General features: G+C 70.4%; 7 protein-coding genes. 6 read left to right on the forward strand and 1 reads right to left on the reverse strand.

Annotated features, from left to right (window positions below):
- The first annotated feature begins 209 nt into the window (after positions 1 to 209).
- From ACIBO8_RS36735 to ACIBO8_RS36760, 6 genes are read left to right on the forward strand one after another with little or no spacing between them, the layout of a single operon-like run.
- A complete protein-coding gene (locus ACIBO8_RS36735) occupies positions 210 to 7319 on the forward strand; it encodes an amino acid adenylation domain-containing protein (RefSeq protein ID WP_396120152.1) in 7110 nt (2369 codons plus the stop codon).
- Positions 7316 to 8485 (forward strand): FAD-dependent monooxygenase, encoded by a 1170-nt coding sequence (locus ACIBO8_RS36740; RefSeq protein ID WP_396120153.1) that lies wholly within the window; start codon positions 7316 to 7318, stop codon positions 8483 to 8485. The genes ACIBO8_RS36735 and ACIBO8_RS36740 overlap by 4 nt, the downstream gene beginning before the upstream one ends.
- Positions 8486 to 8495: 10 nt before the next feature.
- A complete protein-coding gene (locus tag ACIBO8_RS36745) occupies positions 8496 to 9257 on the forward strand; it encodes a 2-oxo acid dehydrogenase subunit E2 (RefSeq protein WP_396120154.1) in 762 nt (253 codons plus the stop codon).
- Positions 9254 to 10216, forward strand: a complete 963-nt coding sequence (locus tag ACIBO8_RS36750) for a phytanoyl-CoA dioxygenase family protein (protein WP_396120156.1) — start codon at positions 9254 to 9256, stop codon at positions 10214 to 10216. The genes ACIBO8_RS36745 and ACIBO8_RS36750 overlap by 4 nt, the downstream gene beginning before the upstream one ends.
- A gap of 8 nt (positions 10217 to 10224) precedes the next feature.
- A complete protein-coding gene (locus tag ACIBO8_RS36755; RefSeq protein ID WP_396120157.1) occupies positions 10225 to 11595 on the forward strand; it encodes a condensation domain-containing protein in 1371 nt (456 codons plus the stop codon).
- The gene (locus ACIBO8_RS36760; RefSeq protein ID WP_396120159.1) at positions 11588 to 12490 is read left to right on the forward strand and encodes an SDR family NAD(P)-dependent oxidoreductase; all 903 of its coding nucleotides are present in this window, start codon (positions 11588 to 11590) and stop codon (positions 12488 to 12490) included. The genes ACIBO8_RS36755 and ACIBO8_RS36760 overlap by 8 nt, the downstream gene beginning before the upstream one ends.
- On the opposite strand, the gene ACIBO8_RS36765 is transcribed toward ACIBO8_RS36760, so the two are convergent.
- Positions 12476 to 13162 carry a sensor histidine kinase gene (locus ACIBO8_RS36765; RefSeq protein WP_396120160.1) on the reverse strand — a complete coding sequence of 229 codons (687 nt, stop codon included), beginning with the start codon at positions 13160 to 13162 and terminating at the stop codon, positions 12476 to 12478. The genes ACIBO8_RS36760 and ACIBO8_RS36765 overlap by 15 nt on opposite strands.
- Positions 13163 to 13464: the final 302 nt, after the last annotated feature.

Raw genomic sequence — 13464 nt, forward strand, 5'->3', positions numbered from 1 at the left:
GGCCAGATCGAGCGGATGTTGGATCTGTCACCAGAGTCGATGAATCGCGGGGGTTCCCACCGCTGCCGCGACACGCATAGGGTCGTCGGCATTGCCGCACCCGGGCTCGGTTGTCCGCAGCGATCCGCGTTCCCCGGGCGACGTGTGAATGTCGCTTTTCCCGAGTGTAAACGCATTGATGCTGACCGGCTCACCTTCCCGAGGATGTTATGAACGCCGATTCGTTGATCCCGCTGACCGCCTACCAGCGCGACGTCTGGGCCGCGAGCGCGCAGTTTCCGCAGCTCCCCCGCTTCAATGTCGGAGCGACCGCCCGACTCGTGGGAAACGTGGACCTCGCGGTGCTCAAGGAATGTTGCGAACGTGCCATCGCGCGCAACGACGCGTTCACACTCCGGTTCGGTGAACGTGACGGCGCCCCCGTCCAGTGGCGCCAGCCCGAGCCGGCCCGGATCGACATCCACGATTTCTCCGCCGCGCCCGACCCGGTGGCCCGATGCCGGTCCTGGATGGAGCGAGCGGCCCGCCGCCCCATCGATCTCGCCGGCCGGCGGCTGTACGAACTGGCCCTGCTGCGCGAGAGTGACTCGGTCAGCTACCTGTACGGGACAGCGCACCACATCATCGTCGACGGCTGGGGAGCCGACCAGTTCGTACGGCAGATTCTGGCGGACTACGCGCACGCCGCGCGGACGGGCCAGGCCCTGGCGATCACTCCGGGCTCCTACCTCGCGCACGTCGAGGAACACGCGCGCTATCTGGGATCGGACCGGCAGGAGCGTGACCGGGAGTTCTACCGGAGCACCTTCGCGGATGTCCGTCCGGCATTGTTCCCGGTCAGGACGGCGGCCGCCGAGGGGGACGGCGCACGGCGCAGCGGCCGCCACACTTTCATGATCGAGCGTGATCTGGTCGACCGGATCCGCCAACGGCAGGCGTCCGTGTTCTCGTGTCTCACCGCGGCGCTGGCCACCTACCTGGCCCGGTTGCATCGCACGGACGAGGTGGTCCTCGGTGTTCCCCAGCTCAACCGCCACAATGTGCGAGAGAAGCAGACCGTCGGCCATTTCGTGAACATGCTTCCGCTGCGGGTGCCGGTGCATGGCGCCATGTCGATGTCCGACATCGCGACGGAGATCACCACAGCCACGTTCGCCACGAAACGCCACGAGCGACTGTCCCTCGGCGACGTTCTCCGCGCATTACCGTCGTCGGCAGAAGGGCCCCGCCGCCTGTTCGACGTCACCGTTTCCTATCTCCGGCTGTCCACCTCCGATGAGATTCCCGGATTGTCGGTGGAGAAGGTCGGCTTGCCGCACGGGCATGACCAGGACGTCCTGACGGTGTATATCAGGGAGTACGACGATATCGGCGCGGTCCGGGTCGACCTGGACTACGCACTCGACGTGTTCGACGAGGATTTCCCCATCGCGTCCGCGGCCCGGCACATCGAAACGCTGATCCGTCAGGCGATCGACAACCCGCAGGCGCCCGTACAAGACTTGGCGATGATTTCCGGCGATGAATACGATGACATCGTCCGGCGCAACAACGACACCCGGACGCCGTATCGAGCGGACGTGACCCTCCACGCGCTGGTCGCCGAGCAGGCCGCCCGGACGCCGGACCGCATCGCCGTCGCGTGGAGCGGGACGGATGGCGGCCTCACCTACGCCGACCTGGACGCACGCGCCACCAACGTCGCACGGGCTTTGAGGGAGCGCGGCGTGCGGCCGGACGACCGGGTCGCCGTCCGGATCGAACGTAGTCCCGGGCTCATCGTCGCGCTGTTGGGCGTGCTGAAGGCGGGCGGGGCGTACGTGCCGATCGACCCGGCCTACCCGCCGGACCGGATCGAATTCCTGCTGGCCGACAGCGGGGCCAGGGCGGTCCTGACCGCACACGATCCCGCCCTGACCCCGGATGCGGGGCCGGTGGCGCGGCTCGCCGAGGCCGCGTCGCCGCACAACCTCGCCTACGTGATCTACACCTCCGGTTCGACCGGGCGGCCCAAGGGCGTCATGATCGAGCACCACTCGGTGGTGAACCGCCTGGCCTGGATGCAGAAGCGCTACCCGATCGGTGCCGACGACGTCGTGCTGCAGAAGACACCGAGCTCGTTCGACGTGTCGGTCTGGGAACTGTTCTGGTGGGCGGTGCAGGGCGCTCGGGTGGCTCTCCTGCCGCCGGGCGCCGAAAAGGAGCCGGACCGGATCTTGCGCGCCATCTCCGAGCACGGCGTGACCGTGCTCCATTTCGTACCGTCGATGTTCGGCCCGTTCCTCGATCTGCTGGAGAGCGCGCCCGAGCGGCGCGCGGAGGCGGCATCGCTGCGCTATGTCTTCTGCAGCGGCGAAGCCTTACCGGCGACGCTGGTCGAGCGGTTCAACCGGGTGTTCGCCACCACCGAGGCGCCGCGGCTGGTGAACCTCTACGGCCCGACCGAGGCGACCGTCGACGTGTCCTCCTTCGACTGCCCGGCGGACGCGACACTGCCGGTACATCGGGTGCCGATCGGCCGGCCGATCGACAACCACCGGCTCTACGTGCTGGGTGTGGGCGACCAGCCGCAGCCGGTCGGTGCCGCCGGGGAACTGTGCATCGCCGGCGTCGGCCTGGCCCGCGGCTACCTCGACCGGCCCGAGCTGACCCGGGAGAAGTTCGTCGACGACCCGTTCCACCCGAGCGAGCGCATGTACCGGACGGGCGACCTCGCCCGGTGGCTCGCCGACGGCACCATCGAGTATCTGGGCCGCATCGACGATCAGGTGAAAGTCCGCGGCAACCGGGTCGAGCTCGGCGAGGTGCAGAACGCCCTGTCGAGTGCGCCCGGGGTGGGCGGCGCGGTGGTCGTCGACCGGCGCACCGCGGTGCGCGGCCTCCACCTCGTCGGGTACTACGTCGCCGACGCCGAGATCGATCCGGTGCTGCTGCGCGACCACCTCGCGGCCACGCTGCCGGAATTCATGATCCCGGCATACTTCGTGTGGATCGACAGGGTCCCCCTGACGCCGAACGGGAAGACCGACCGGCGCGCCCTGCCCGCACCGCCGCTCGCCGACGCCGCACCGGAGGCGAGGCCCCGCAACGAGGTGGAGGCCACACTCGCCGCGATCTGGTGCGACGTGCTCGAGACAAGCACCGTCGGCGTCCACGACAACTATTACGGCCTCGGCGGCGACTCGATCCTCATGCTCCGCATCCGCGCCGCTGCCGCCCGTCGTGGGCTGCACTTCGCGCTGACCGACCTCATCGCCCACCCCACCGTCGCGGAGCTGGCCACGCGCGTCACCACCACCGCGCCGGACCCTGGAGCGCCCGCGGTGGCACCGTTCGCTCTGGTCGCGGGCGTCGACCGGGCGCGCCTGGCAGCGGCGCAGGACGCCTACCCGATGACCCGGCTCCAGCTCGGGATGCTCTTCCACAGCCGCGAGCACGACGACTCGGACGTTTACCACGACGTCTTCCGGTACACGCTCAAGCTGACCTGGGACGAAGCGGCCTTCCGCGGGGCCTGCGCGGGCCTGGTGGCCCGCCATCCCGTCCTGCGCTCGTCGCTGCATCTGGCCGGCTTCTCCGAGCCGTTGCAGGTGGTGCACCGCGAGCCAGGAACGACACTGGACGTCGTCGACCTGCGCTCGCACTCCGAGACGGCGGCGGAGGCCGTGGTCGGAGAGCACATCGCCGCACGGCGCCACCACAGGTACACCTTCGAGTCACCCGAGCTGCACCTGCTCCGGGTGCACGTCCGGCCCACCGAGCTCGACCTCGTGTTCAGCTTCCACCACGCGATTCTGGACGGTTGGAGCGTCGCGAACCTGGTCGGTGAGCTGTTGCAGGACTACCTGCACGCGATCGGGGTGAACGTCGAGCCGGTCGCCGCGGCCGTCGGGCCGTCGCCGGCCGCCTACGTGCGGGCCGAGCAGCATGCCCTGTCGGACGAGACGACCCGGCGATACTGGCGGGATCGGTTGCACGGCGCCGCGCCCGCCCCGGTCGGAAGCTTCCGGCCCCATGAAGCGCCCGGCGACGGCGCGCCCGTCACACGTCGTGTCCCGCTGCCGGACCGGCTCGACCGTGCGATCCACCGGTTCGCCCTCGACCACGCGGTGGCCGTCAAGTCGGTGCTCTTCGCGGCGCACTGCCTCACGCTGCGACTTCTGACGGGCGGCGACGACGTGGTCACCGGGCTGGTGACACACGGGCGGCCGGAGCAGCCGGACGCCGAGCGGCTTGCCGGGTTGTTCCTCAACACCGTGCCGGTCCGGCTCGACCCCGGGCCCCGCAGCTGGCTGGACACGGTACGCGCGGTGTTCGACCAGGAACGGGACGGCCACCCGTACCGGCGGTACCCGCTCAGCGCCATCCAGGCCGACCACGGCGCCGAGGTGCAGACCGCCTTCAACTACGTCAACTTCCATCAGCTCACACCGCTGTTGGCGACGGCGGGCGTCGAGCTGTGCGACGTCGAGGTCTGGGAACGTACCAACTTCCCGCTGCTGGTCAACGCGATCACCGACCCTCGGGACGGGCGCCTGCAGCTGCGCATCGACGGCGACGGCCACACGATCACCGCAGCACAGGCCGACCTGTTCGGGCGCCACTACGTGGAGATCTTGCGCCGGATCGTCGACCGTCCACGCGAGCCCGCCGATCTCGCTTTCCTCACCGCCGGCGGCGCCGACGTGGTGCGCTGGTTCGAACGCCAGGCACTGCACACACCCCGCGCGGTCGCCCTGGTCTTCTCCGCGGGGTTCGAGTCGCAGCGGTGGACCTACGAAGAGCTGGACCGGGCCGCGAACCGGGTGGCGCAGCGGCTCATCGAGCTCGGAGCGCCGCCGGGCGCACGGATCGGAATCGCGATGGACTGCTCGCCGGAGGTGATCGCCGCCCTCCTCGGCGTCGCGAAGGCGGGCGCAGCGTGCGTCCCCCTCGACGTCAACTATCCGCCGCAGCGCATCGCCGCCATGGTCGGCGTGGCCCGGCCGTTCCGGATCATCGCCGACGCGCGGCACGCCCACCTCGTCGACGACCCGGCCCTGCTCCTGCCCGCCGGATCGGTGACCGCGGCCGACACCGCCGACGAGCAATCCGCGTTGCCTGCGATCGCCCCGGACAGCGTCGCCTACGTCTTGTTCACCTCCGGCTCCACGGGCGAGCCGAAGGGCGTCGCGATGCCGCACCGCGCGCTGGCCAACCTGGTCGCCTGGCAGAACCGCCGGGCCAGCGGCGCTCTGGGCGGGACCACGCTGCAGTTTGCGCCGCTCAGCTTCGACGTCTCCTTCCAGGAGATCTTCTCCACCCTGTGCGGCGGGGGAACCCTACGGCTGGTCCACGAGGACGAGCGGCGTGACATGGCATCCCTGCTCCGCCTGCTCGACCGCGACGGCGTCGAGCGGGTCTTCCTTCCGTACGTGGCCCTCCAGCAACTCGCCGAGACGGCACAGACCCTGGAAATCCGGCCCCGGAAGCTGCGGGTGCTGATCTCCTCCGGTGAACAGCTACGGGTCACCACCGACATCCGCCGGCTGTGCCGCGCGCTGCCCGGCTCGATGCTGGAGAACCAGTACGGTCCGACGGAGACGCACGTCGTGACCGCCTTCTCGATGAGCGGTGATCCGGACGGCTTCCCGGCGCTGCCGCCGATCGGGCGGGCCATCGACGGGGCCGAGGTCCACCTTCTCGACGCGGGGCTGCGTCCGGTGCCCGAGGGGGCCCAGGGGGAGATCTACGTCGGCGGTGCCTGCCTCGCCCAGGGGTACGAGGGCCGGCCGGACCTGACCCGCGAACGCTTCGTCGCACACCCCACCGGCCGCCTGTACCGCACCGGAGACCTCGGCCGCCGGCTGCCGGGCGGTGACATCGTCTGCCTCGAACGGGTCGACACCCAGGTGAAGGTGCGCGGCTTCCGGGTGGAACCCGCCGAGGTCGAGCTGGCCGTCCTGGGGCTCGCCGCACACCACCCCGGCATCCGGGAGGTGGCCGTGGTGGCGCGACGCCGGGACACCGAGGCGTATCTGGCCGCGTTCCTGGTGGGCGACGAATCGCGGGTCGACCTGGAGAACGTGCGTCGGCGCCTGCGCGCGTCGCTGCCCGCACACCTGGTTCCGGCACGGTTCACGTGGCTGCCCCGGCTGCCGCGAACGCCGAGCGGCAAGCGGGACGACGCCCGGCTGCGGGAGATCCCGCTGGCACCGGCGGCCGTCGGGGTGCCGCGCACTCCGCCACGTGACGAATACGAGCGCGTCGTGGCCGACCTGGTCGCCGAGCTGCTGCAGGTGCCGACGCCGGGCGCGCACGACGACTTCTTCGCCCTCGGCGGAACATCCCTGAGCGCCATGCGAATCGTCGTCATGATCGAGAAGAGGTTCGGCATGAACGTCCCCCTGTCGGCGTTCGTGAGAACCCCGACCATCGCCGAACTGGCCGGCAGACTTCGTAGCGGTGGCACGCTCACGGCCTTCGACCCCCTGGTGCCGATCCGGGCCGAAGGCAGCCGGCCACCGCTCTTCCTCGTCCACCCCATCGGCGGCAACGTCCTGTGCTACGTGCGGCTGGCCCAAGCGCTGCCCACAGACCAGCCGGTATACGCGTTGCAGGCGGCAGGGACGGAGCCGGGGACCGAGCCGTTGCGCGACCTGCCCGCCCTCGCACGCAGCTACGTGGACGCGGTCCGGCGGGTGCAGCCGGACGGCCCTTACACCCTCGGCGGCTGGTCGTTCGGCGGGTTCGCCGCGTTCGAGATGGCCCGCCAACTGCGGCGCTCGGGTGCGGAGGTGGACAACCTCGTCCTACTCGACACGATCATCCCGACAATAGACGGGCGGCCCCCGGTGAACCGGCACCTGCTGTTCGAGTGGTTCCTGTGGGAGCTGCTGTGGCTCGAACGCGGTGGCGCCGCCGCCGCGACGGCACTTCCCCCCGGCCTCGACGACGACGAGGCGTTCGACTTCATCGTGCGGCACGCGATCGACGCCGGCGTCCTGCCCGCCGGAAGCTCGCCCACCTACGTACGTCGCCTGTTCGGCGTGTTCGAGGCCAACTGGCAGGCACTGCTCAGTTATCGGCCGGAACCGGTCGACCAGGACCTGACCCTGCTGCGGGCCAGCGCGCCGCTGCCGGACGTGCTCGCGCCCGCGCACCGCGCGGTCGGCAGCATGCACCTCGACCCGACGAACGGCTGGTCGACCTGGACGAACGGCCGCGTCGACGTCGTGGACGTCCCCGGTGACCACCTGCAGATGATGGAGCCACCGAACATCACCACGGTCGCCCGGCGGATCCGCGAAGTGACCTGCGCCCAGTGGAGCGCGCGGTGAGGCCGGGTCGCCGGCCCAGGGTGATCGTCGTCGGCGCCGGGATCGGCGGCTTGACGGCGGCGGTCGCCCTGCGACAGGTCGGCATCGACGTGGCGGTCTACGAGCGGGCGGAAGAGCTCCGCCCGGCCGGCACCGGACTGTCGATCATGAGTAACGCGGTGACCGCGCTGGGCACGCTCGGTATCGACCTGCACCTGGACAAGCACGGTCGGGCCATCGAGACCTTCCAGTTCCTGGCCCGCGACGGCCGTCCCATCCGGGCACTGCCGCTCAAGGAGATCGGCGACCGGGTCGGCGCGCCGAGCGTCAACATCGGTCGCGCCGACCTGCAACAGGCGTTGCTCGACCGCCTCGACGGACAACCGGTCGAGCTGGGCGCCACCGTGACCGGCTTCGAGACCACCGCCGACGGCGCCCACGTCGAGTTCGCGGACGGCCGCGAGGCACACGGCGACGCGCTCATCGGCGCCGACGGATTCCACTCGGTGATCCGCCGCCAGATCGCCGGTCCCACACCAACGCGCGAGCCGGGATACGTGTGCTGGCTGGCGGTCGTACCCTTCCGTCATGAGCGGCTCAGCGACGGGGCGGTCCGCCATTACTGGGGGGCAGGGCAGCGGTTCGGGCTGATCGACATCGGCCACGAACGGGTCTACTGGTGGGGCACGAAGAACATGCCAGCCGCGGTGGCCCGCGGGTGGCGCGGCGACAAGGACGAGATCGCGCGGGCGTACGCCGGCTGGGCCGATGAGGTGGGCGAGGCGATCCGAATCACCCCCGCCGAGGCCATCGTCAGCGTCCCCGCGCAGGACCGGCCCTTCCTCAACCGGTGGGGGACCGGCCCGGTCACCCTGCTCGGCGACGCGGCGCATCCGATGCTGACCAGCCTCGGGCAGGGCGCGGGCACCGCCATGGAGGACGCGGTCGTGCTGGCCGGCAGCCTCGCCGAGACTGCCGACGTGTCGCAGGCCCTGCGCCGCTACGAGAGTCGCCGCCGGTCACGGGCCCGGCGGATGGTCCGGATGTCACGCATGCTCAGCCTGATCGAGCAGTTCGAACATCCCCTGCCGAGGCGCTTGCGGGACGCGTACTTCCGGCGGGTGCCCGCCCCCCTGCTGTACCGGCAGAACGAGTCCGTCCTGACGTTTCCGGCCCACACCCCTTAGGAGGAGCGCGTTGGGACAGTACGTGGCGTTTCCCAAGGCCCGCAGCCACATCCACCATTTCATGCGCCAGGCCCGGAAGGTGGCGCCGATCCAGATGATCGCCACCGTCGACCTGACGCGGGTGCGGCAAGCGCAACGCCGGCACCGCGCGCAGGGCGTCCACGTGAGCGTCAGCTCGTTCGCCGTCAAGGCGGCGGCGCTCGCCCTCGCCAAGTACCCGGAGGCCAACATCACGGTCCGGCGATCGCTGCGGCCGAGGGTCTACCAACACGATGCGGTGAACTGCCTGATGCTGTTCGACAAGCAGGTCGACGGCGGAGCGGCGGTGGTCTCCGCGCGGATACCGGGTCCCGACCGGATGGATCTGCTGGCCATCCAAGAAATCGTCGATCACTACCGGGCAACACCGTACGAGGACAACGACGGCCTGCGGGACCTGCGGACCCTGCACCGCCTGCCGTTCTGGCTGGGCCGGATCGTGTACCGATCGGTAACCCGGCATCCCCGCCGGCGGGCCGAGGTGGAGGGCAGCTTCACCTTCACGCGGATCAACCAGCCGCGGGTGATCGCCGCACTTCCGCAGATCAACAACACCCTGGGTCTCGTCGGCTCCGCCACGGTGGACACCCCGGTCGTCCGCGACGGTCGGGTCGTCGTTCGCCCGGCCATGCACCTCGTCCTGGCCTTCGACCACGACGCGATCGACGGGACGCTCGCCGCCAAGTTTCTCGATGAGACCTGCCGGATTCTCGACGACTGGAATCAGCCATGATCGGTACTCTGCCCGCCACGCCCCACCGCGACCTCACCGCCGCCGAGTTGGAAACGCTGGACCACGACGGGGTGATCTGCGTCCGTGACGTGCTCGACGTGCAGTGGGTCGACCACGTCCGGATCGCCCTCGACGAGGCCGCCGCCCGGCCGACCCTGTCGGGCCGTTTCCTGTCGCGGCGCAAGAAGGGCCTCTACCACGACATGTTCGTCTGGTTGAAGCACGACAAGATCCGCGAACTGTGGTTCCATTCGCCGCTGGCCCGGTTCGCCGCGCAGGCCATGCGCGCCGAGCGGATCAACCTGTTCTACGAGGACATCTTCTGCAAGGAGCCGGGCAGCACGATGCCCACGCCGTGGCACCAGGACATGAGCGCGTGGCCGATCGCCGGCCAGCAGATCATCAACGTATGGGTCACGGTCGACGCGGTCACCCACGAGAACAGCGCCCTCGAGTTCGTCCGCGGTTCGCACCGCTGGGGCAAGGACTACCGGGTCGAGTCGGCCACCTCCGACTCGATCCTGCTCGCCAACCATGATCTGGAGTGGGCCCCGGACATCGAGGGTGACCGCGACGCGTTCGACATCGTCCAGTGGGACATGCAGCCCGGCGACGCACTGTTCTTCAGCCCGCGCATCCTGCACGGTTCCCGGGGGAACCCGTCACGCGGCAGGAGCCGCCGGGCGATCTCGTTGCGGTTCACCGGCGATGACATCCGCTACGACCCGCGACCGCACACCATGCCCCTGCTGTTCAAGCACGGGCTGGCCAAGGGGGATCCGATGGGCGGCCCGCTATTCCCGGAGATCCTGCCCGGCCCGCCGGCGGACCCAGGGCGGTCGAAGCCGTCGTACGACTTCGGCGCGCTGTTGGCCAACGTCGGTGACCAGGTCCGGTCAGGGACGGCCCGCTTGGTCCGCCCCAAGCGGTTCCGGCGCGACCCCTCGGCGATGCGATGAGCCCCTCCGTGGGTGAACACTCCGGCCCGGAGGTCCGCCGCCCGCTGAGCCCGCTCGAACGGTGGTATTGGATAGCCGACCAGATATCCCCGCTCAACGTGATCGCCCGGGTCCGGTTACACGGACGGTTCCCGCCGGAGCTGGCTCGACGCTCGCTCGACGGATTGCAGGCGCGACACCCGCTGCTGCGGGTAGCGATCACCGACGATGCCGGCCGGGCGGCGGCCTTCGTCCCGAGCACCGCCGCGATCGCGCTGCGGCAGGTCACGGCGACGGCCGCGGACGCGGAGGCGCGGTGGCAGCAGGAGATCAACGACCGGGAACTGGTCGACCGGCTCGACTGGCGCACCGGGCCGCTCCTACGCGCTGTGGTCGTCAGCCGCGACGACGAGGTCCACGACCTCGTCCTGACGGTCGCGCACTGCATCGCCGACGGCACCACAGCACTGTCGCTGCTCCAGCAATGGATCCGGATCGCCGACGGATACCGATCGAGCTCCAGCGCACCGGCCCGCGCCCGGAGCCTGCCGGCCCCGGAGGACCTGTTCCCGCGCCACCACCGCGGCATGAGCGGTGCCCTCGCCGTCGTCCGCGCTCAGGTGCGTGACCAGATCGCGCGGCTGCGGTGGCGGCCCCGGCGGATCGCGGCCAGCGCAGCGGTGCCGTTCGACCGCCGGCGAACCGGGTTTATCCACCGGTCGCTGTCCGGCGCGCAGGTCGACGCGCTCGCCGACGCGTGCCGGCGGCAAGGCGTGACAGTGCACGGAGCGCTCGCCGCGGCGATGGCGACTGCCGTCGCCGAGCCCGCCGGCACCGGCGACGACGGGCATGTCGTCGTCGGCTCGCCCGTCGACTTCCGGCGAGATCTGGACCCGCCGGTGTCACCGGACGAGGTCGGTGCGTACGTCGCGACGGTCCCGTCGTTCGTCCCCCACCGGCCGGGTGCACCGCTGTGGCCGACAGCCCGCGCCGTCAGCGGCGATCTCGCCCGACGGCGACGGCGCGGCGAGCACCTTGCCATGATCAGCCTGCTGCGCTGGGCGGCGCCGCTCACCGTGGCCACGAGCACCTCGTTCGTGCGCCGGGTGGAGCGGCAGGGGCCGGGCAATCTGTGCCTGTCCAACATCGGTCGCCACCCGTTCCCGGATGAGCTCGGCCCGTGGCACCTGTCCGGCGCGCAGTTCATCGCCGGCATCTCCGTCTCGGGCTACTTCGTGGCCACCGTCAACACCACCCACGACCACCTGTTCTGGAACTTCACGTACGTCGACGGCATCGTGCCCCGCACCCGCGCGGAGCAGCTGGCGGACGCGTGCGTCACCACACTGTTGTCCGCCGTGGCGGCGGACTCGCACCGAGGAAGGACCACTGTTGTCTGAGCAGGTCGTCGGGCAAGACCGCACGGTCGTCGTGTCGGGTGCGTCCACCGGGCTGGGCCGTGCATGCGCCCGCCACCTGGACCATCTCGGCTTCCGCGTCTTCGCCGGCGTCCGCCGGCCGGCCGACGCCGAGGCGCTCCAAGCCGGGTCGTCGCCCCGGCTGCGCCCCATCATGCTCGACGTGACCCACGAGGAGTCCGTCGCGCAGGCCGCGACGCTGGTGGCGGCGCACGTCGGCGACCGAGGCCTGTGGGGGTTGGTCAACAACGCCGGCATCTGCGTCTCGGCGCCGCTGGAATGCGTGACTCCCGCCCAGCTACGCCACCAGTTGGAGACCAACCTGATCGGCCACCACGCGGTGATCCAGGCCTTCCTGCCCCTGTCGCGTACGGCCCACGGGCGGATCGTGAACGTCAGTTCCGGTCTCGGCCGGGTCGCCAGCCCGTACCTGGGCGCCTACGCCGCGTCGCAGTTCGCCAAGGAGGGATACAGCGACGCGCTCCGGCGCGAACTGCGGCCCCAGGGCGTCACCGTCTCGGTCGTGCAGCCGGGCGCGATCAGGACGCCGATCTGGGAGAAGGTGTCCGAGGTTGGACACGGCACCCTCGACGGGGCGCCGGAAGAGATCGCCGAGCTGTATCGCGATTCGTTCTTGCGGTTCCTGGAGAACAACGATCGGCGGGCCAGGGCGAGCGCCACCCGGCCGGAAGGTTTCGCCGTCGCCGTCGCGCACGCAATGACCGCCCGGCGCCCGAAGACACGGTACCGCGTGGGCCGCGATTCGCGGGTGACGAGCGTATTGGCCCGCGTCCTACCGGACGAGATCCTGGACGCGGCCTTCGCAGCCGTCGTCGGTGGCTTGCCGGCGGCGAGGGCAACGTCACCGGAAAGCTAGATGAACACGTCGGCGTCGAGGCCCCCGGTCATGCGCCGGCCGTGGTGTGGGGGAGCCGTGCTGTGACGGTGGTGCCCCGCTCGGTGGGTCGTGCAGGGTGACCGTGCCGTGGTGCGCTTCGACGATGGCGCGCACGGTGCTCAGCCCGAGTCCGTTGCCCGGGACGTCGGTGTGGCGGGCGTTGGAGGCGCGGTAGAAGCGGTCGAAGAGGTGGCGGTGTTCTTCGGGCGGTACGCCGATGCCGGTGTCGGTGATCGTGATGGCCACCGTGTGTTCGTCGTGGGTGAGCGTGAGGGTGGTGTGGCCGCCGTCGGGGCTGTACTTGACCGCGCTGAGGGACAGGTGCCCGGATTCGAGGGCGGCGAGGTCGAGCAGGTCGTCGACGATGCTCCGCAGGGTGTCGGTGGCGCGGGCGATCGCTTCGTGCAGCAGGCGGGTGTCGTGGGGGTCGGGATCGTGGTCGGTCAGCAGGATGTCGATGTAGGACGAAATGGCGGTCACCGGGGTGCGCATTTCGTGCTCCACGAGGGACAGGAAGTCGTCCTTGCCCCGGATGACTTCGTGGGCGAGTTGGGTGTTGTGCTGGCTGGCGAGGAATTGTCCGAGTTGTTCGCCGATCCCGGCGCTCAGTGTCACGTGGTCGCGTACGTGCTCACCGCCCAGAGCGCGCATCAGAGGCATCTGTTCCCAGGGCAGGGGCGTGCCGTCGGGACGGAACAAGTGCCCAGGGGTCGGCGTTGTGCAGCGGTTTGGTCATGTAGTCGTCTGCACCGGCTTGCCGGGCAGCGTCGGCGTCGGGATACAGCGCAGCGGGACAGCAACAAGATCGGGGTGTCGGCGGTGTGCGGATCGGCGCGCAGCGCCCGGCAGGTGGCCGGCCCCTCATCCTCGGGCAGGTTGAGCACCACGAGATCCGGTGTCATCCGGGCGGCGAGGCGTAACACCTCGGCACCGTCGCCGGCGGTGTGGACCGT

This window comes from Actinoplanes sp. NPDC049681 (genome assembly GCF_044465265.1).
Classification (GTDB): Bacteria; Actinomycetota; Actinomycetes; order Mycobacteriales; family Micromonosporaceae; genus Actinoplanes.

Bases quoted from the DNA above. Each gene is read 5' to 3' on its own strand.
- ACIBO8_RS36750 (WP_396120156.1), top strand. From the start codon at position 9,254: ATGATCGGTACTCTGCCCGCCACGCCCCACCGCGACCTCACCGCCGCC.
- ACIBO8_RS36765 (WP_396120160.1), bottom strand. From the start codon at position 13,162: ATGCGCGCTCTGGGCGGTGAGCACGTACGCGACCACGTGACACTGAGC.
- ACIBO8_RS36735 (WP_396120152.1), top strand. From the start codon at position 210: ATGAACGCCGATTCGTTGATCCCGCTGACCGCCTACCAGCGCGACGTC.